Origin of the sequence: Mycolicibacter sp. MU0102 (assembly GCF_963378105.1) — a bacterium.
GTDB classification, from domain to species: Bacteria; Actinomycetota; Actinomycetes; order Mycobacteriales; family Mycobacteriaceae; genus Mycobacterium; species Mycobacterium holstebronense.
Map to the genome: position 1 here is coordinate 3,321,433 of NZ_OY726398.1, position 19,284 is coordinate 3,340,716.

At 68.0% G+C, this 19,284-nt stretch carries 17 protein-coding genes; 6 read left to right on the plus strand and 11 right to left on the minus strand.

The annotated features are described in order from the left end of the window. Positions 1–120: 120 nt before the first annotated feature. Together dosR and RCP37_RS15640 are read left to right on the plus strand one after the other, a co-directional pair. Complete coding sequence (gene dosR, locus RCP37_RS15635) at positions 121–762, plus strand: hypoxia response regulator transcription factor DosR/DevR (RefSeq protein WP_308483956.1); 642 nt, start codon at positions 121–123, stop codon at positions 760–762. Then, a complete protein-coding gene (locus RCP37_RS15640) occupies positions 755–2,464 on the plus strand; it encodes a GAF domain-containing sensor histidine kinase (protein ID WP_308483957.1) in 1,710 nt (569 codons plus the stop codon). The genes dosR and RCP37_RS15640 overlap by 8 nt, the downstream gene beginning before the upstream one ends. A 15-nt stretch (positions 2,465–2,479) precedes the next feature. Here the strand turns inward: RCP37_RS15640 and RCP37_RS15645 are convergent, their stop codons facing one another. The 8 genes from RCP37_RS15645 to RCP37_RS15680 form a co-directional block, all read right to left on the minus strand. Further along, positions 2,480–3,556: an Acg family FMN-binding oxidoreductase gene (locus tag RCP37_RS15645; protein ID WP_308483958.1), complete on the minus strand. Its 1,077-nt coding sequence runs from the start codon at positions 3,554–3,556 to the stop codon at positions 2,480–2,482. A gap of 204 nt (positions 3,557–3,760) precedes the next feature. Further along, a complete protein-coding gene (gene lpqB / locus RCP37_RS15650; protein ID WP_308483959.1) occupies positions 3,761–5,524 on the minus strand; it encodes an MtrAB system accessory lipoprotein LpqB in 1,764 nt (587 codons plus the stop codon). Continuing rightward, the gene (gene mtrB, locus RCP37_RS15655; RefSeq protein WP_308483960.1) at positions 5,524–7,173 is read right to left on the minus strand and encodes an MtrAB system histidine kinase MtrB; all 1,650 of its coding nucleotides are present in this window, start codon (positions 7,171–7,173) and stop codon (positions 5,524–5,526) included. Before mtrB ends, lpqB begins: the two co-directional genes overlap by 1 nt. A 105-nt stretch (positions 7,174–7,278) precedes the next feature. Next, positions 7,279–7,965 (minus strand): two-component system response regulator MtrA, encoded by a 687-nt coding sequence (gene mtrA, locus RCP37_RS15660; RefSeq protein WP_019737852.1) that lies wholly within the window; start codon positions 7,963–7,965, stop codon positions 7,279–7,281. Positions 7,966–8,017: 52 nt separating this feature from the next. Beyond that, positions 8,018–8,647: a dTMP kinase gene (locus tag RCP37_RS15665; RefSeq protein ID WP_308483961.1), complete on the minus strand. Its 630-nt coding sequence runs from the start codon at positions 8,645–8,647 to the stop codon at positions 8,018–8,020. Between the two features lie 81 nt (positions 8,648–8,728). Continuing rightward, positions 8,729–10,189, minus strand: a complete 1,461-nt coding sequence (gene ahcY / locus RCP37_RS15670; RefSeq protein WP_308487109.1) for an adenosylhomocysteinase — start codon at positions 10,187–10,189, stop codon at positions 8,729–8,731. Positions 10,190–10,262: 73 nt separating this feature from the next. Beyond that, on the minus strand, positions 10,263–10,868 hold the full coding sequence (gene alkX, locus RCP37_RS15675) for a TetR family transcriptional regulator AlkX (RefSeq protein WP_308483962.1): 606 nt from the start codon (positions 10,866–10,868) through the stop codon (positions 10,263–10,265). Positions 10,869–10,962: 94 nt separating this feature from the next. Then, positions 10,963–12,189, minus strand: coding sequence for an alkane 1-monooxygenase (locus tag RCP37_RS15680; RefSeq protein WP_308483963.1), 1,227 nt, complete (start codon positions 12,187–12,189; stop codon positions 10,963–10,965). Between the two features lie 168 nt (positions 12,190–12,357). On the opposite strand from RCP37_RS15680, the gene RCP37_RS15685 reads away from it, so the two are divergent. From RCP37_RS15685 to RCP37_RS15700, 4 genes are read left to right on the plus strand one after another with little or no spacing between them, the layout of a single operon-like run. Then, the gene (locus RCP37_RS15685; protein WP_308483964.1) at positions 12,358–13,926 is read left to right on the plus strand and encodes an adenylate/guanylate cyclase domain-containing protein; all 1,569 of its coding nucleotides are present in this window, start codon (positions 12,358–12,360) and stop codon (positions 13,924–13,926) included. Further along, complete coding sequence (locus tag RCP37_RS15690) at positions 13,916–14,836, plus strand: alpha/beta fold hydrolase (protein WP_308483965.1); 921 nt, start codon at positions 13,916–13,918, stop codon at positions 14,834–14,836. The genes RCP37_RS15685 and RCP37_RS15690 overlap by 11 nt, the downstream gene beginning before the upstream one ends. Next, positions 14,833–15,228, plus strand: a complete 396-nt coding sequence (locus RCP37_RS15695; protein WP_046285641.1) for a PaaI family thioesterase — start codon at positions 14,833–14,835, stop codon at positions 15,226–15,228. Before RCP37_RS15690 ends, RCP37_RS15695 begins: the two co-directional genes overlap by 4 nt. 8 nt (positions 15,229–15,236) lie before the next feature. Beyond that, positions 15,237–16,001, plus strand: a complete 765-nt coding sequence (locus RCP37_RS15700; RefSeq protein WP_308483966.1) for an alpha/beta fold hydrolase — start codon at positions 15,237–15,239, stop codon at positions 15,999–16,001. A 1-nt stretch (position 16,002) separates the two neighbouring features. On the opposite strand, the gene RCP37_RS15705 is transcribed toward RCP37_RS15700, so the two are convergent. The 3 genes from RCP37_RS15705 to manA are packed head-to-tail and all read right to left on the minus strand — an operon-like array spanning position 16,003 to position 19,277. Beyond that, the gene (locus tag RCP37_RS15705) at positions 16,003–17,076 is read right to left on the minus strand and encodes a type I-U CRISPR-associated protein Cas7 (RefSeq protein ID WP_308483967.1); all 1,074 of its coding nucleotides are present in this window, start codon (positions 17,074–17,076) and stop codon (positions 16,003–16,005) included. Between the two features lie 5 nt (positions 17,077–17,081). Then, a complete protein-coding gene (locus RCP37_RS15710; RefSeq protein ID WP_308483968.1) occupies positions 17,082–18,023 on the minus strand; it encodes a cation diffusion facilitator family transporter in 942 nt (313 codons plus the stop codon). Continuing rightward, a complete protein-coding gene (gene manA / locus RCP37_RS15715) occupies positions 18,024–19,277 on the minus strand; it encodes a mannose-6-phosphate isomerase, class I (protein WP_308487110.1) in 1,254 nt (417 codons plus the stop codon). Positions 19,278–19,284 lie beyond the last annotated feature (7 nt).

Sequence of the window (19,284 nt, forward strand, 5' to 3'; positions counted from 1 at the left end):
CCGATCAGCGACCGGTGCCCGGACGGGGCTTTGTGCCCTGGGAATCCGCCGGTGTCGCAGCTACCGTGGGCAGTGCCTGCGTGCGCGCCGCGACGACGGCTTCGGGTGAGAGGACGCGATGTGATCAGAGTCTTTCTGGTAGACGATCACGAAGTGGTGCGGCGCGGCCTGATCGACCTGCTCGGCGCCGATCCCGAACTGGATGTGGTCGGTGAGGCCGGTTCGGTGGCCGAAGCCCTGGCCCGCATACCCTCGCTGTCTCCGGATGTCGCGGTGCTCGATGTCCGGCTGCCGGACGGCAACGGCATCGAACTCTGCCGTGACCTGCTGTCGCGAATGCCCGAACTACGTTGCCTGATCCTGACCTCCTTCACCTCCGATGAGGCCATGCTCGACGCCATCCTGGCCGGCGCCAGCGGCTACATCGTCAAGGACATCAAGGGCATGGAGCTTGCCCACGCGGTCAAGGAAGTCGGCGCCGGACGTTCGCTGCTCGACAACCGCGCCGCAGCAGCCCTGATGGCCAAACTGCGCGGCGCCGCCGCCAAACCCGATCCGCTGTCGGGCCTGTCCGAACAGGAGCGGACACTGCTGAGTCTGCTCGCCGAAGGCCTGACCAACAAGCAGATAGCCGACCGGATGTTCCTGGCGGAGAAGACCGTCAAGAACTACGTGTCACGGCTTTTGGCCAAACTGGGCATGGAACGTCGCACCCAGGCAGCGGTCTTCGCCACCAAACTCGAGCGCGCACGGAATGACTGACGACGCACCCGAGGAAGGTCCGAACCCCCTGCGCGACAAACTTTCTCATTTGCAACTGCGCGAACTGCTGGTCGGTGTGCAAGACCGGGTGCAGCAGATCGTGGAGGGCCGCGACCGTCTCGACGGGCTGCTGGCGGCGATGCTGGCCGTCACCTCGGGCTTGGAACTCGACGAGACCCTGCGCACCATCGTGCAGACCGCTACCAATCTGGTCGATGCCAAATACGGTGCGCTGGAAGTACACGATCGCCACCGCCGAATGCAGCAGTTCGTCTACGAGGGCATCGACGACGACACGTTCGTCAAGATCGGCCGGCTGCCCCAGCAGGTGGGGGTGGTCGGTCTGCTGATCGACGAACCCCAAACCCTGCGACTGGACGACCTGTCCAAACACCCTGCCTCCATAGGTTTTCCACCACACCATCCATTGATGCGGACATTCCTCGGCGTGCCGGTGGGCGTGGGCGGCGAAGTCGTGGGCAATCTCTACCTCGCCGAGAAGGCCAACGGACAGCCATTCAGCGAAGACGACGAGGTGCTGGTTCAGGCGCTGGCCGCCGCCGCTGGGATCGCGATTGCCAACGCCCGGTTATACGCGCAGGCCAAGGCGCGGCAATCCTGGATCGAATCCACCCACGGCATCGCGACCGAGCTGCTGTCGGGAACCGACCCCTCCACGGTGTTCCGGCTGATCGCTGAGGAGGCCAGCAAGCTCACCGGTGCCGAGTCGGCGCTGGTGGCCATCCCGCTGGACGAGGAAGCCGCCGAAGCGGAGGTCAGCGAACTCCTGGTGGTCGAAACCATCGGGCCGACAATGGCTTGCCTGTCCGGGGAAACCCTCCCGGTGACCGGCTCACCGGTCGGCGAGGCCTTCTCGATGCGGGAGCCGCAGCGAGTCGACCGGCTGACGCTGAGCGGTGTGCGCGCGGCCGGACCTGCCCTGATACTTCCGCTGCGCACCGCCGACGCGGTGGCCGGAGTGGTCGTGGTGATGCGGCACACCACCACTCCCCCGTTCAACACCGAGCAACTCGACATGATGGCTGCGTTCGCCGATCAGGCCGCGCTGGCTTGGCAGCTGGCCACCACGCAGCGCCGCATGCACGAACTCGACGTGGTCACCGACCGGGACCGGATCGCCCGCGACCTGCACGACCATGTGATCCAACGGCTGTTCGCCGTGGGGTTGTCATTGCAGGGCACCATTCCACGCAGCCGGGATGCCACGGTGCAGCACCGGCTCTCCGATGCGGTCGACGACCTGCAGGCGATCATCGGCGAGATCCGCACCACGATCTTCGACCTGCACGGCGTCGCCTCCGCGGCGACACCATTGCGGCAGCGACTGGACAACGCGGTGGCCCAATTCTCCGGATCGGGACTGCACACCACCGTGCAGTTCGTGGGCCCGCTCTCGGTGGTGGAGCCGGGTCTGGCCGATCACGCCGAGGCGGTGGTCTCCGAGGCGGTCAGCAATACGGTCAGGCATTCGGGCGCCACCGCAGTGACCGTGCAGATCAAGGTCGAAGACGACCTGAGCATCGAGGTCAGCGACAACGGCCGCGGGCTGCCCGAGGTGATCAACCGCAGCGGCCTGGCCAACCTGCGGCAGCGCGCCGAGCAGGCGGGCGGAACCTTCAGCGTCGCATCGGCCCCCGGTGGCGGGACGGTGCTGCGCTGGGCCGCTCCCCTGGTGTCGTAGCCGCCGCAGTGCGCCTCAGGCGTAGAGCGCCAGCCCGTCGGCGGCTCGCGGTTCGGCCTCGCGGACGTCGGCGGCCAGCCACTGGACGGTGTCGTTGAGGAAGCGCCGCGGGGTTGCCGGCAGCGGATCGGCATTGATCGGCGCCCAGCCCACCCGCAGCAGCATCTGCGGATAACCGCTGGTTCCGAATACGTCGCGGCGCACCGCGGCGCGGGTCTCGGCGATCTCCAGCGGCTCGGTGACCGGGCAGCTGGCCAGCCCCAACGCGGTCGCGGTCAGCAGCACCACGCTGGTGGCCTCCCCGGATCGCAGCTGCGCCAGCCGGTCGTCGGTCTCGGTGCCCAGCGCCAGCATCACGGCACGGTCCTCGGCCGGGACGGCACCCGGCGGCTGGGCCAGTGCCGGCCCGGCGAAGAACCGGCCCGGAATCGGGGCGCCGGCATCGGGTGCTGGAACACTGTGCGCCGGAACGCCGGCCACCGACCCGTAGCGTCCGCTCCAGGTCGCCAACTCGGCGAGGTACTCGTAATCGGTGCGGTGCTCGAACACCGCGCGGGCCACCACCGCGTTCAGCCGGTCCAGGGCGTCGACTTGGCGCAGCATCACGCCCGCCCGGGCGGCACGCGCGCCCATCAATGCGATGTCGGCGCCGGCCACCGGCCAGCCGCTGAAGTTCCGCCGGTCGGTGCGCCGCCGCGGGATCGCCGCCGCCAGCGCGACGTCGACCTGGGAGAGATCGGCTTGCGGACCCGGCGGGCACAGCTCGATCGAGGCCAGCAGGTCGGGGTGGCCCGGGTCGGGTAGCCGACGAACCTTGACCTGTTGGCCCAGCGCGGCGAAGGCGACCACGCAGTGATGCAATGCCGCGCCGCAGCTCAAGATCATGCCCCGACCGTCGGGGTCGACATTGCGCAACTGCAGATCGGACTCGACGTACAGGTCCAGCCGGGGCGAGGACGGCGTCGGGTCCACCCGCCAGCGCCAGGGTTGGGAATTGTGCACCGACGGCGCCCGTGCTGCCAGCACTAGTGCGGTTCGGATGGTCTCCCGGACGGCCGCGGCGTCCGGGTAACCCGCGAGCTGTTCATCCACGGCCCGGCCCCTTTCTTCCCTTGCGGTCCCGAGCCCGATTCCCGCTGAGCCCAAGAGGACCTTGCGCTATTCACGATCCTCCGTTTCCCAGCGGTCCGGCCAGGGCACGAAGACCCGCACCTGCTCCGCCGACTCGGGACTTCTGGCCCTGCCTGCCTGCGCGATGCGGGCGGAGATGAGAGCGGGGCGCGGGGGTTCTGTCGCTCAGCCCGGCAGTACCGGCAGCGCGCCACTCACCATGAACGGCCCCAGCGGCGACCAGCTCTGCTCGTCCTCGGCCGCCGCGGACGACAGCGCGAGCACGCCGCGCGGGTCGGCCACATAGACCGTGGACGGGTCGGCGACGATCGTCGACACCGGCAGCTGCAGGTTGCCGTTGGGCGCATCGGAGTTGACCCCGTCGATGTTGACGTAGGACACCGGATGCTTGGGATCGGATCGGCTCACCACGATGTCGTCGCCGGTGCGCCAGCTCAGCGACACCGCCGAGGACCCCAGCCCGAAACCCAGCCGGCGCGGGTAGTGCAGCACGAACTGGCCGCCCGGCATCTGCTCGACACCGGCCAGGATCACCTGTCCGCCGATCACCATGGCCGCCCGGGTGCCGTCGCGGGACAGTTGCAGCTCGCTGATCGGGCCGGGGAACCGCGCGGAGACCGCCCCGGAGTCCACCGGGATCCGGGCCGGGCGGCCCGTTGCGACTTCCTGGATGGCCCGCAGCACGTTGTTGCCGTCGACCACCACCCACACGGCTTCGTCCAGCGACCAGCTGGGCCGCGACAGGGTGTGCCCCTCAGCCGCCTGCACCGCCTCGCCGCCGAGATCACCGATCCACAGGGTGGCCTCCGGGTCACCGGGGTGCACCACCACCGAGGCCACTTGGCGGCCATTGCGCGACAGCGCGCACGACTCCTGATCGGGCTCGCGGCCGAACGCGCCCGGCACCCGGTTGGCCTGCTGCCCATCCAGCACCAGCAGCGAACCACCCACCAGCGCATGTATCCCCGCACCGGCTCCATCGGAGGCGCCCGGATCGGTGGTGGCCACATCCGAGGTGGTCCACCCGTCGGGGAACCGGTCGTCGAGCGCCGCACCGTCGGCGTCAATCACGTAGGGACCCTTGATATCAGCTCGGGCCAGCGTCCAGATGAGTTGCGCGGCAAGCAATTTTCTGGTGTTCGGGTCGGTCGCCGACAAGCTGTCCAGGTCGATCTTCGCGCCACCGTAGCCGCGGCCAACCCCGCTCTTGCCCCCGTCCGCGCGAGTCACCGGCCCGCGCAGTCGCACTGGCGGCGACAGCAGGTTGCGCACCCCGGCCATCTCGGGGCGGGGGCCGGCGATCAGCTTGGACACCAGTTCGGTCGCCAACTGGTCGGGGTCGGACACCGCCACGTAGCGGGGGTCGGGAACCACCGTCTTGCCGGTCGGGTCGACGAAGTAGAGCGTGTTGCGCTTGTAAGTCGCCTGGAACTGCTGCCAGTCCAGGAATACCCCGTTGGGCAGCCGGTCGATACGCCAGCCGTCGGAAGTCTTGAGCAGTTCGATCGGCTCCGGGGCCGGCAGGGCGCCCTCGGCGGTCTCGAACACCCCCATGTCCGACAGCGACCCCAGCATGTCGGCGCGCATCGTGACCGCAACCCGGCCGGCACTGCGCGTCTCGACGAACACCACATTGTCGATCAGCAACGCGCTACCGGCGTCGTCCCAGGAGTCCGACGCCTCCTGGGTGAGGAACTGGCGCGCCGCCCGGTGCCGGTTGGCCGGATCGGCGGTCGCCTTGAGGAATTCCCGCAGCAGCACATCGGGATCCATGCCCGGGGTGGGCTTGGGCAGCACTGACGGCGGCGGCGCCTCCACCGTCCCGATCGCCTGCGGCGCTGAGGTGCTGGGCACCCCGGCGCAGCCCGCCAGCGCGCCGACCAGCGCCGCCACGGCCAACAGCCGTGTCGCAATCCTGTTGCGGCGCATCATCCGATCCTCTCGGCGTGCTCGCGGGCCCGCTGACGACGCTCCCGACGCTCGGCGGCGCTCACCGGCTTCATCGGCAACGGGCTGGTGGTGACCTTGTGTCCGCGTACCAGCGGCAGGGTGAGCCGGAAGCAGGCCCCCTTGCCCGGCTCGCCCCAGGCCTCCAGCCGGCCCTGATGCAGCCGGGCGTCCTCCACACTGATCGCCAGGCCCAACCCGGTCCCGCCCGAGCGGCGCACCCGAGACGGGTCGGCGCGCCAGAACCGGCTGAACACCAGCTTCTCTTCGCCCGGCCGCAAGCCCACGCCGTGGTCGCGCACCGTGACGGCCACCGTGTCCTCATCGGCGGCCATCCGAATCACCACCGGCTTGTGCTCGGCGTGGTCGATGGCGTTGGCGATCAGGTTCCGCAGAATCCGCTCCACCCGGCGAGGATCGACCTCGGCGATCACCGGTTCGCCAGGCATGTCGACCTTGAGTTGGACTCCGGCATCGGCAGTCAGGTGACCCACGTTCTCCAGGGCGCTGTTGACCGTCGTGCGCAGGTCCACCGACTCGACGGACAATTCGGCCACACCGGCGTCGTGCCGGGAGATCTCCAGCAGGTCGTTGAGCAGAGACTCGAACCGGTCCAGTTCACTGACCAACAGCTCGGTCGAGCGCCGCAGCGAGGGCTCGAGGTCTTCGCTGTGGTCGTGGATCAGGTCGGCGGCCATCCGCACGGTGGTCAACGGGGTACGCAGTTCGTGGCTGACGTCGGAGGTGAACCGGCGCTGCAGATTGCCGAACTCCTCGAGCTGGGTGATCTCACGCGAGAGGCTTTCGGCCATGTCGTTGAACGACACCGCCAGCCGGGCCATGTCGTCTTCACCGCGAACCGGCATCCGTTCGGACAGATGCCCCTCGGCGAAGCGCTCGGCGATCCGCGACGCGGACCGCACCGGCAGCACCACCTGCCGCGACACCAGCAAAGCGATACCGGCCAGCAGCACCAGCAGCACCAGGCCGCCGGTGGCGATCGTCCCGCGCACCATGCTGATCGTGTTGCGTTCGGTGCCCAGCGGATAGATCAGATACAGCTCCAGGTTGGTGATCCGAGACGTCGTCGGTGTCCCGATCACCAGCGCCGGACCCGAAAAGCCCTCGACGTGCACGGTCGCGTACTGGTAGCTGACCTGACCGGCCTTGACGAATTCCCGCAGCGCGGCCGGAACCTGATCCACCGGCCCGGCAGTGGTCGCCGCGCGCGGCCCTTCGCCAGGCACCACAAGGACCGCGTCGAACGCGCCTGCCGTGCCGCTGCCGGCAGCCGGGTCGGTCTTGGACATCAGCGTGTTGCGAGCCAGCTGCAGACTCGACGTCAGCGAACGGGCCTCCTCACCGCCGACGATGCCACCGGCCGTGACCCGTGCCCGCACGATCTGCTCGGTGGCCGCCCGGACCTTGACGTCGAGCACCCGGTCGGTGATCTGGCTGGTCAACACGAAACCGAGACCCAGGATCACCACAGCCGACATGCCCAGCGTCAGCACCACAACCCGCAGTTGCAGCGAACGTCGCCAGGCGATCTGCACCGCGCGGCGCAGTGTGTTCACACCGAGCAGTAGTGGACCCGACCTCCGGGGGCGCCGTTTGGAGCTGAAGATCACTGGCGCTTCTCTCCCCCGCAAGCGGGAGGTACCCCCACAGCCTCATCCTTGGCGCTCGGCATCGTCGAAGACGCGAAGATCACCGCAGCTGCTCCCCGGTGGGGATCACGGAGGTCCGGCCTTGTAACCCACTCCTCGGACGGTCAGCACCACAGTCGGGTTCTCCGGGTCTTGCTCCACCTTGGCCCGCAGGCGCTGGACGTGCACGTTCACCAGTCGGGTGTCCGCCGGATGGCGATATCCCCAGACCTGTTCGAGAAGCACCTCACGAGTAAACACCTGCCGTGGTTTGCGTGCCAGCGCCACCAGCAGGTCGAACTCCAACGGGGTCAGCGAAATCTGCTCACCGGCCCGGCTCACCTTGTGTGCCGGCACGTCGATGTCGATGTCGGCGATCGAGAGCATCTCGGCCGGCTCGTCGTCGTTGCGGCGCAGCCGGGCCCGCACCCGGGCCACCAGCTCCTTGGGCTTGAACGGCTTCATGATGTAGTCGTCGGCGCCGGACTCCAGCCCAAGCACCACGTCGACGGTGTCGGTCTTGGCGGTCAGCATCACGATCGGGACACCGGAGTCCTTGCGCAGCACCCGACAGACGTCGATGCCGTTCATGCCGGGCAGCATCAGGTCCAGCAGCACCAGGTCGGGCCGCAGCTCGTGCACCGCGGTGAGCGCCTGGGTGCCGTCACCGACGACCGCGGTGTCGAAACCCTCCCCACGCAACACGATGGTGAGCATCTCGGCCAGCGACGCGTCGTCGTCGACGACAAGAATCCTTTGCCTCATGGCGTACATGGTGTCACCAGAACGTGACAAAACGTGGCTATCACACGCGCGTTTCGCAGAGTTACCCGCGCATTTCGGCCGCCAGAGCAGCCGCATCGACCGTCGGGCCGACTACCTGCCAGCGCCCAGCAAACTCAGTTTGGGCCAACCCTCGGTACACCTCGCCGGTGCGGCGCTGCAGACCGTCGTCGCGCTCGTAGCTGTCGCGGGAGCGTGTGGCGTCGCGCTCCTCGCGGTGCCGGGCCCGTTGCGCGGCGAGTTCGGTGGGCACGTCGAGCAGCACCTGCCAGTCCGGAGCGGGAAGCGCGAGTCGCTCGAATTCCAGCCGGCGCACCCAGCCCACCATCTCCCCGTCGGCGTCCTGATGCAGCCGGGCGGCGCTGTAGGCGGCGCTGGAGGCGACGTACCGGTCCAGGATCACCACGTCGTTTCCGCGGCACAGCGCGTCGATCTCGTCCTTGGCGCCGGCGCGGTCCAGCGCGAACAACATCGCCATCGCATACACCGAGTCGGCCAGATCGCCGTGCTGTCCGTGCAGCGCCTCGGCGGCCACATCGGCGGTCACCGAGACGCCGTAGCGCGGGAACGCCAACGTGGCCACCGACTGCCCGGCCCCCTCGAAGGCCGTGCGCAACCCTTGGGCCAGGGTGTTCTTACCGGCGCCGTCAACGCCTTCGATCGCGATCAGCACGGCGGGAAGCCTAGCCGAGCGAACACAAAAGCCCCCATTTCCAGGCCGGAATGGGGGCTTTTGCGTTTGGTCTCAGAGAGATCAGTACCGGTAGTGGTCCGGCTTGTACGGGCCTTCGACGTCGACGCCGATGTACTCGGCCTGGTCCTTGGTCAGCTTGGTCAGCGTGCCGCCCAGGGCCTCGACGTGGATGCGGGCCACCTTCTCGTCCAGGTGCTTGGGCAGCCGGTAGACCTCGTTGTCGTACTCGTCGCCCTTGGTCCACAGCTCGATCTGAGCGATCACCTGGTTGGAGAAGCTGTTGCTCATCACGAACGACGGGTGGCCGGTGGCGTTGCCCAGGTTGAGCAGCCGGCCCTCGGACAGCACGATGATCGAGCGGCCGGTGTCGGGGAAGGTCCACACGTCGACCTGCGGCTTGACGTTGTCGCGCACCGCTCCGGAGGTCTCCAGGGCGGCCATGTCGATCTCGTTGTCGAAGTGGCCGATGTTGCCCAGGATGGCCTGGTTCTTCATCGCCTTCATGTGCTCGAGGGTGATGATGTCCTTGTTGCCGGTCGTGGTGATGACGATGTCGGCGTCGCCGATGGCCTGCTCGACGGTCTGGACGTCGTAGCCCTCCATCAGCGCCTGCAGCGCGTTGATCGGGTCGATCTCGGTGACGGTCACCCGCGCGCCCTGGCCCTTGAGAGACTCCGCGCTGCCCTTGCCGACGTCGCCGTAGCCGCAGACCAGCGCCTTCTTGCCGCCGATGAGTGCGTCGGTGCCACGGTTGATGCCGTCGATCAGGGAGTGCCGGCAGCCGTACTTGTTGTCGAACTTGGACTTGGTGACCGAGTCGTTGACGTTGATCGCCGGGAACACCAGCTCACCGGCGGCGGCCAGCTGGTACAGGCGCAGCACGCCGGTGGTGGTCTCCTCGGTGACACCCTTGACCGACTCGGCGATCTTGGTCCACTTGGTCTTGTCGGTCTCGAAGCGCTCGCGCAGCGTGCCCAGGAAGACCTTCCACTCGTGGGAGTCGCCCTCCTCGGCGGGCGGAACCACGCCGGCCTTCTCGTACTGGGCGCCGCGCAGCACCATCATGGTGGCGTCGCCGCCGTCATCGAGGATCATGTTGGCCGGCTCGCCGTCCCAGGTCAGGGCCTGCTCAGCGCACCACCAGTACTCCTCCAGCGACTCGCCCTTCCAGGCAAAGACCGGGGTGCCCTTGGGCTCCTCGACGGTGCCGTGCGGCCCGACGACGACCGCCGCGGCGGCGTGGTCCTGGGTGGAGAAGATGTTGCACGATGCCCAGCGGACCTCGGCACCGAGGTCGACCAGGGTCTCGATGAGCACCGCGGTCTGGATGGTCATGTGCAGCGAACCGGTGATGCGGGCGCCCTTGAGCGGGTTGACCCCGTGGTACTCGTGACGCAACGCCATCAGGCCCGGCATCTCGTGCTCGGCCAGCCGGATCTCCTTGCGGCCGAACTCGGCCAGCGACAGGTCAGCGACCTTGTAGTCGATGCCGTTGCGGCTGTCCGCGGTCAAACTCATCAGTACGCCCCCGTTAGGTTCGGTGAATTGGCTCCGCTACAAGCTACCGGCGCAGGCCAAAGTCTGCTCGGCCGGGTCATTCGGCGTCGACGACGCCATAGGTCTGTGCCGCGGGGGTGAACAGTCGCGCCAAGTCGGCAGCCACGTCGTGGTCGGCTTCCGGCGGCATGGAGACATAGCTCATGGCCAGCCGCACGACGGCCCGCGCCAGGATTCCGGCGTCGTCGTCGCTGACCTTGACCCAGCTGTGCATGAACGACGACGTCAGCCGCGCTGAGCTGCGGGTGATGATCGGGCCGCTGTCGGTGGTGATGATCTGTAGCAGGTCCGGCTTGGCGGCCCCGGTGAGCAGCGAGATCACCAGCGGGTCGGCGGCCGAATCGGAGAAGAAGGACCGGAACCCCTCCAAGAACGCGGCGTGGATGTCGCCGACATTGTTGGACATGGCCCTGTCCACGGCGTCGACCAGGCGGTCGGCCAGCCTGACCGCATAGCCCTGCGCCAATCCCTGGCGCGAGCCGAATTCGTTGTAGATGGTCTGCCTGCTGACCCCTGCCGCCTCGGCCACCGCGGCCAGCGTGATGGATGACCAGTCCCGCCGGGTCAGCAGTTCCCGCATCGCGTCGAGCACCGAGTCGCGCAGCAGCGCCCGGGATGCCTCGGCGTAAGGGATGCGTTTCACCACCGCGAGATTAGCGGGTGTCACGCCCGAGCAACCTCTACCAACTCGAATTCGGCCTTGGCCGCGCCGCGGTCGGGGCAGCGGTAGGCCGCCATCACGCCAGCGCCGCTTCGGTCACCCCGTAACGCGCCAGGATCTTCGCGCGCCGGCGCGGTGCGATGTTGACCCGGGTGATGTCGCCGTCGTAGTGCGCCAGCACACGGTGGTCCATCAGCCTGCGCCACAGCGGCGGGAAGTAGGTGAGCCCGATCAGCGACGCGTATCCGCTGGGCAGGTTCGGCGCGCCGGCCATGCTGCGCAGCGTCTGGTAGCGCCGGGTGGGGTTGGCGTGGTGGTCGCTGTGCCGCTGCAGGTGGTAGAGGAACAGGTTGGTCACCAGATGGTCGGAGTTCCAACTGTGTTCGGCGGTGCAGCGCTCGTAGCGGCCGTTCGCCCGGGTCTGACGCAGCAGACCGTAGTGCTCGATGTAGTTCACCGACTCCAGCAGGGAGAACCCGTAGACGGCCTGAATGACGGCGAACGGGATGAGCGCCGGGCCGAACACCGCGATCAGCACTCCCCAGAGCACCACCGACATCAGCCAGGCGTTGAGCACGTCGTTGGCCAAGATCGCTTTCGGGCTCCAAGGGTTCAAGCCCAGTCGGCGCAGCCGCGCGGCCTCCAGCTGCAAGGCCGAGCGCAGGCCACCGTAAACGGTGCGCGGCAGGAACTCCCAGAAGGTCTCGCCGAATCGTCCCGACGCCGGGTCCTCCGGCGTCGCCACCCGTACATGGTGGCCACGGTTGTGCTCGATGTAGAAGTGCCCGTAGCAGACCTGCGCCAAAGTGATCTTGGACAGCCAGCGTTCGAGCTGATCCTTCTTGTGCCCCAGCTCATGCGCGGTATTGATGCCGACCCCGCCCAGGGTGCCCACCGACAGCGTCAGCCCGATCTTGGCGAACCAGCTGAGAGACCCCTCGACTCCCAGCCAGCTCAGATCGGTGGCGGTGAACAGGTAGGCGCCCAGGACAAGGCTGGCGTACTGGAACGGAATGTAGGCGTAGGTGCAGTAGCGGTAGTACGGGTCGTTCTCCAACTGCTCCATCACCTCGTCGGGCGGGTTCTGCCCGTCGGCGCCGAATCGCAGATCCAGCGCCGGTAGCAGCACGTAGACCAGGATCGGCCCGATCCAGAACGGCAGTTGCGCGGCCAGGTGCCAGCCGAACCGGTTCATCGCCCAGACGAACGGCAGCATCGTGAACATCACCGTCGGGGCGATCAGGCCCATCAGCCAGAGGTATCGCTTCTTGTCCCGCCACACCTCTGCGGTCTGGATGCCCATCCACGCCCTCCTTGTGAGTTGAACCACCGTCGCGACTGGACATTACAGCTCGATTCGTCCGTCGTCTAGACATTTGAGGCGTATTTGTACAAATGGGATCGCCCGCCGCGTCCCACCGAATCCGTATAACTTGAGTGCACAACGCACTCAGGGATGGGCACGACCGCGATGACGACTGCAGGTTCGGGCGCAGGCACGCGGCCGCGCACCGCTGTCCGGGTTCGCGACTACGCGGCCGGACTGGCCTTCGCCCACCTGCTGACCAGCGCCGAGGCGATCGCGGTAGTGGTGTCGCTCAACGGTGAGACCCCACTTACCGACTCCACCTTGCTGTCGGTGCCGAACCTGGTGCTGGTCGCGGTACTGGTAACGCTGGGGACGCTGTCCGTCGTCGCCGCCGGCAGCGCCAGCATCGCACCGTCCGTGCGCTGGTACACCGCAGGAGCGGCGCCCGACCGCGGCCAACGCCGCTCGGCCATCAACATCCTGCGCCGGCAGTCGGCGATCGTGCTCGGAACCTGGCTGATCGGCGGGGCGATCGGCATGGCCGCGATCCACTCCAACAACATGGGACTGATCGTGCTGCTCGGCGCGATCATCGTGTTCGGGGGCACCGCATCGCTGAGCACCAGCATCTTGTTCACCCAACGCTCCTTCCGCCCCATCGTGGCCGCGGCCTGGCAGGGGTCCGAGGTCCGCGCGACCGCCCCCGGCGTACTGGCCCGCCTGGTGACCATGTGGTTCATCACCTGTGCGATGCCCTCGGCGGCCATCATCGCGCTCATCATCTGCCGGCAGAAGGGCTGGATCATCGACCCGGACTCGTCGGTGGAGATCCCGGTGCTGGTGCTGTGCGTGGTGGCGGTGCTGCTCGGGGTGCGCGCCATGATCCTGGTGTCCCGATCGATCTCCGACCCGGTCGGCGAAGTCGTCAACGCGATGGCCCGGGTCGAGCGTGGCGAGATGACCACATCGGTCGGCGTCTACGAGCAATCCGAGATCGGGCGGCTGCAAACCGGATTCAATCGAATGGTGGCCGGTCTTGCCGAACGCGACAGGCTGCAGGACCTGTTCGGTCGCCACGTCGGCTCCGATGTCGCCCGGCTGGCCGTCGAGCAGGATCTCGCGCTCTCCGGCTCGGTCCAAGAAGCGGCGATCCTGTTCATCGACCTGGTGGGCTCCACCGAACTGGCGGCCACCCATCCACCCGACGAGGTCGCCGGCGTGCTCAACGACTTCTTCCGCATCGTGGTGGACGCCGTTGACGCACAGCGCGGTTCGATCAACAAGTTTCAAGGCGATGCGGCGCTGGCGGTGTTCGGCGCTCCGGTGCCGTCCGTTCACGCGGCCGCGGCGGCACTGGCCACTGCTCGCAGCCTGATCGCCCGGCTTCGCCGGCTGCCGTTGGTGGACTTCGGGATCGGGGTGTCGGCGGGGCCGGTGTTCGCCGGCAACATCGGCAGCGAAAACCGCTACGAGTACACCGTGGTCGGCGACGCCGTCAACGAGGCCGCCCGGCTGGCCGACCGTGCCAAGGCGGTCACGGCCCGGGTGTTGTGTTCGGCGACCGCGCTGGAACGCGCCGACCACGACGAGCGGGCCCGCTGGGCGCACTACGGTTCGGCTACGTTGCGCGGCCGCACGCAGCCCACCGAAATGTCGATGCCGATCACCGAGCCTGCGACCTGGGGTGACCCGGCTGCTGGGCACATGCCAGACTCCGAGCATGGCTTATGACATCGCCCGTCCGCAGATGGAAGGGAACATCGCCGTCGGCGAGGACCGTCAGCTCGGGTTCGCCGAATTCGGTGCCCCACAGGGCCGGGCGATGTTCTGGTTGCATGGCACGCCCGGCGCCCGCCGGCAGATTCCCGTCGAGGCACGGCTGTATGCCACCGAAGCCAACATCCGCCTGATCGGGGTGGACCGGCCCGGCATCGGTTCCTCGACCCCCTTCCAGTACGAGACGGTCTCTCAGTTCGCCGACGACCTGCGCACCGTTGCCGACACGCTCGGGATCGAAAAGATGGCGGTCATCGGACTCTCCGGCGGGGGCCCGTACACGCTGGCATGCGCGGCGGCCATGCCCAAGCGGGTGGTGGCGGCCGGCGTTCTGGGCGGCGTCGCCCCGGCGGTGGGCCCCGAGGCCATCGACAGCAATCTGATGCGGCTGGCCCGGCTCGCCGAGCCGGTACTCGACCACGCCGGGCGACCGATCAGCCTGCTGGCCGCCGGCCTGATTCGGATGGTCCGCCCAGTGGCCTCGCCGGCGTTGGAGCTCTACGCGCGGCTCTCCCCCGAGGGCGACCGCGAGATGCTGTCTCGCCCGGAGTTTAAGGCGATGTTCCTCGATGACCTGCTCAACGGTTCCCGCAAGCAACTCGCCGCGCCGATCGCCGATGCCATCTTGTTCGCCCGGCCGTGGGGTTTCCGGCTCGCCGATGTGAAGGTGCCGGTGCACTGGTGGCACGGCGACGCCGACCACATCGTCCCGTTCTCGCACGGCAAGCACGCGGTGGCGCTGCTACCCGATGCCCGGCTCTACCCGATTCCCGGGGAGAGCCATCTGGCCGGATTGGGCCGCGCCGAAGAGATTCTGTGCACTTTGCTTCAGGCCTGGGACGAGGCGGGCGAGCCGACGTCATGACCGCGCCGCAATCGATCCGGGAGTTGTTCGACCAACTCGGTCTGCAAGAGGTGCCGTCGGCCGACGGCACGCTGACCCTGCAGATGCCGGTCGACGAGCGGGTGGTCAACACTTCTGGGGGGCTGCAGGGCGGATTGATCGCCACTATGGCCGACGTGGCGGCCGGTCAGCTCGCCGCGCGCAGCACCCAGTTCGGCAACGGCATTGCCACGACGGATCTGTTCATCCGCTACCTGCGGCCGATCAAGGTCGGGCCGGCCCGGGCCGTCGCGTCCATCCTGCGCACCGGCCGCCGTTCGGTGGTGGCCCAGGTCGACATCTACCGAGGCGACGACGATCAGCTGGCCGCCACCGCGACGGTGAACTTCGCCGCCATCGAGCTGCCTGGCTGAACTCGCTCATGTCGGTAGTGCTGGTACACGGAAACCCGGAATCGGATGCGATCTGGGACCCACTGGTCGATGCCCTCGACCGTCGAGATGTCGTACGGCTGTCACCGCCCGGATTCGGTTCCCCACTGCCCCAACATTTCTCAGCGAGCTATGTGGCCTACCGCGACTGGCTCGAACGCGAGATCGAAGCCCTCGGCGGCCCCGACGAGCCGATCGACCTTGTCGGGCACGACTGGGGCGGCGTCCATGTCGTCAATCTGGCGATGCATCGCCCCGAGCTGGTGCGCAGTTGGACCACCGACATCATCGGTGTGTTCGACCCGGACTACGTCTGGCCCGAGACCGCCCAGATCTGGCGGACCCCCGGAAAGGGCGAGCGGCTGGTCGCGAACATGCTCGGGGGCACAGTGGAAGACCGAACCGCGCTGTGGTCGGCCACGCTGCCGACAGACATCGCCAAATCGATGGCGCAGGCTCAGGGTCCGGAGATGGGAAGGGCAACCCTGCTGCTGTACCGCTCGGTGGAAGGCCCCGGCGCTATGGCACAGACCGGCGGCGGGCTGGAGCGCGCACGTGCCCGTCCAGGCCTGTCCCTGCGGGCCACCGGCGACCCTTATGTCGGGTCCGAGGAGATCCGGCGACGCGCGGCGCAGCAGGCCGGCGCGCATACCGAAGTGCTCGACGGGCTTGGCCACTGGTGGATGACCCAGGATCCGGTGCGCGGCGCGGCCGCGCTCACATCTTTCTGGGCATCCGTCACCGAATCTCGGTGACTCAGTTCGGCGTGGTCAGCCGACTCTCGATGAAGTGCGGCAACCGAAACCGCCGGGGCGCGTGCACGATCGGTGAGTCCTGCGGCGCTCCGCCGTTCTGGGCGGCGGTGTAAGCCGCGGAGTTACCGGTGACGTGCAGCACCTGGCCGCGCCAGGTGATGTCGGCCTCCCGATAGGCCTCCACCAGAGCCCGCTCCAGCAGCTCGTCGGCCTCGGCGATCGACAACGCGGCCAACTCGACGAATTCCCCGTCGCGGGCATCGAGTTTGAGCGTCGTGGGGCCGGTTTCCACCAGGTCGCAGTTGGCCCGGATGCTCAGTTCGGCGTTGGACCGCGCCAACCCGGCCAGCGCGTAGGCGGCTAGCAGGACACGGCCCGCCTCATCGCCGGCGGGACCGCAGTCGAACCGCAGTTGCCGCAGCGCGGCGAAGCTGAGCACCTGGGTGCGAATAATCCGGCTGCAGCACACGCCGGTGTCGGTCAGCGCACGGGAATCCGCCGATGCACCGTCGACGAGTACGCCGATGATCTCACCGGACAGCACTCCGCGGAAACGGCTTTGACCGGTCCCGAGGGCTGCGTCGATCGCACCGAAGATCAGACTGCCGGGGCTCAGTTCCAGCAGCGCGCGAGCGTTGTCCGGTGTGCTTTCGCGGGCCACTCGGTAGGCGGGGTGTGCGATCGCGGGCTTGCCGTCGATGGATCCGGTGAGAAAGTGCCCGTCGAAAATGCGTTGCGGCAGTTCGAGATCGGTGTAGACCAACCGGCCGCCCTCGTAGGAGACCTCCATCCGCGGTACCCGGCTCAGCAGCGGATGCTGCGCGTGGATGCCCTGCAAGATCGCGGCTTCCACGCGCTGGACCTGGCTCTGGTTGTCATCGATGAGCACCGTCGCCGTCGGTTCCCCGTCGATCAGCCGGGTCTCGACGGCCGACGCTGAACGCCCGGCACGCGGAGCCGGGCTGACCGCGGCGTGCGGTCCCCCGGCCGGCGCCAGCTCGGTGGACACGGTCAGGGTGCTGCCGCCGCCGGCCTGGCAGGCGGCGGTGAGCTGCGGAAAGGAAAGTTTGGACAAAGCGATCAACCTTTCTGGTCCACCGAGTGTGGCACAGGCGTCCGGTCCAGGTCCGGCTCGAGATAGATGACCAGCGCCGCGGGCACAGCCGCGCGGATATTGGCTTCGGCGGCATCGATGGTGGCCGCTACGCCGGCCAGGTCGAGGCTCGGAACCACGGCGATCTTGGCCCCCACCAGCATCTCGTCCGGGCCCAGGTACTGGGTACGGATGTGGATCAGGCGGGTGACGTTCTTCGTTCCCTCCAGCGCCGCACGAATGGCCTGATCCTCGGCGGCCGTCGCGCCCTCGCCGATCAGCAGGCTGTGCATCTCCACCATCAGGAAGACGGCGACCGCCCCCAGCAGTGCACTGATACCCAGGGTTCCCACGCCGTCCCACACCGGGTTTCCGGTGACCACGCTCAGCCCGACCCCGATCAGCGCCAGTGCCAGGCCGATCAGCGCCGCGGTGTCCTCGAGCAGCACCACCGGCAGCTCCGGATTGCGAGAGGTGCGCAGGAACCGCCACCAGCTGCCCTCGCCCTTGAGCGGGCGCGACTCGCGTATTGCGGTGCGAAAACTGTAGGTCTCCAAGCCGATAGCCACCAGCAGGATCGCGATCGCGACCAGCGGCGAACTCAGCTCGACCGGATGACGAACCTTCTCGTAGCCCTCGTACAGCGCGAACATCGAGCCCAGGCTGAACAGCACCAGCGCTACCACGAACGACCAGAAGTAGCGGCTGCGGCCGTGCCCGAAGGGGTGCAACGCATCGGGTGCCTTGGCGGCGGCGCGCTGGCCGAACAACAGCAGCGCCTGGTTGGAGGTGTCGACCACCGAGTGCACTGCCTCGGCGAGCATGGCGGCGCTACCGGTGATCACGTAACCGGTGAACTTCGCCACCGCGATCCCGCCGTTGGCCGTCAAGGCCGCGAGGATGGCCTTGGTACTACCCGAGGACGACACTCACAGCCCTATCGTCGCCCGGAACAGGGCGGCTGGCTTTTGGGCGAGCAGCCGGATCGGCCCGTCGTCGCTGGGCACCCAGGCCGACTCGCCTCGGTGCAGCGTCAAGGTCTTGGACTTGGCGTGCACGGTGATTGATCCCTCGGTGCACAGCAGAATCTGCGGACCGTCGTGGCGCGCCGGCGCGTCCACCTCGTGGCCGAGGTGGGTGCCGTCGAGCGTCAGACGCGACAGCGCGAATTCCTCGGCGGGTGTCTGGTAGACCACCTCGAGTCCCTCGATATAGGTGGCCGGCCGCAGCGCCTCCTCAGTGGTGGGGGTGAAATCCAGCACCCGCAACAACTCGGGGACGTCAACGTGCTTGGGGGTCAGTCCCCCACGCAGCACGTTGTCGGAGTTGGCCATCACCTCCAGGCCTACGCCATGTAGGTAGGTGTGGAGGTTCCCGGCCGATACGAAGATGGCCTCCCCCGGCGCCAGGCTGATCCGGTTGAGCAGCAGCGAAGCCAGGACACCGGCATCCCCGGGATACCGCTCCCCCAGTTCGAGCACCGTCTTGGCCTCGGCAGAGAACTCGCCGGCCTCAGAACTGAGGTACTGGATGGCCCCTTCCAGCACGGCGGGCACCAACACGTCCAGATCGGGTTGGGGCGCGGTGATCCACGTGGTGAACAGCGCTCGCAGTCCGTCGGCGTCGGACTGCACATCGGACTGACCGTTGCCGGCCTCGCCGCCGAGCAGGTCGATGAACGGGTCCAGGTCGGATACCGCCAGCGCCCTCAGCAGCTCGATGGTGCGCGCCACCGGCCGGAAGCCGGCCAGCGCTTCGAAGGGCTGCAGCGCCACCAGCAGTTCGGGTTTGTGACTGGTGTCGCGGTAGTTGCGGATCGGCGAGGACACCGGGACCCCGAGCCGCTCCTCGCGCTCGTAGCCCTCGATCGCCTGCATTGCGCTGGGGTGGGCCTGCAGCGACAGCGGCTCGTCGGCGGCCAGCACCTTGACCAAAAACGGCAGCCGGTCACCGAAGCGTGCCTGAGCCACCGGGCCCAGTTGGCCCTCCGGGTCGTGGGTCAGAACGTTGAGCAACGACACCTCGCCGGTGTCGGTCTCCAGGCAGGCCGGATCCCCCGGATGTGCGCCCAGCCAAAGCTCGGCCTCCGGATGCGCCGCCGGAACGGGTCGACCGGTGAACTCGGCGATAGCGGTCCTCGAGCCCCAGGCGTAGGTCCGTATCGCACCACGTAGTTGTTCCACTGTTCCC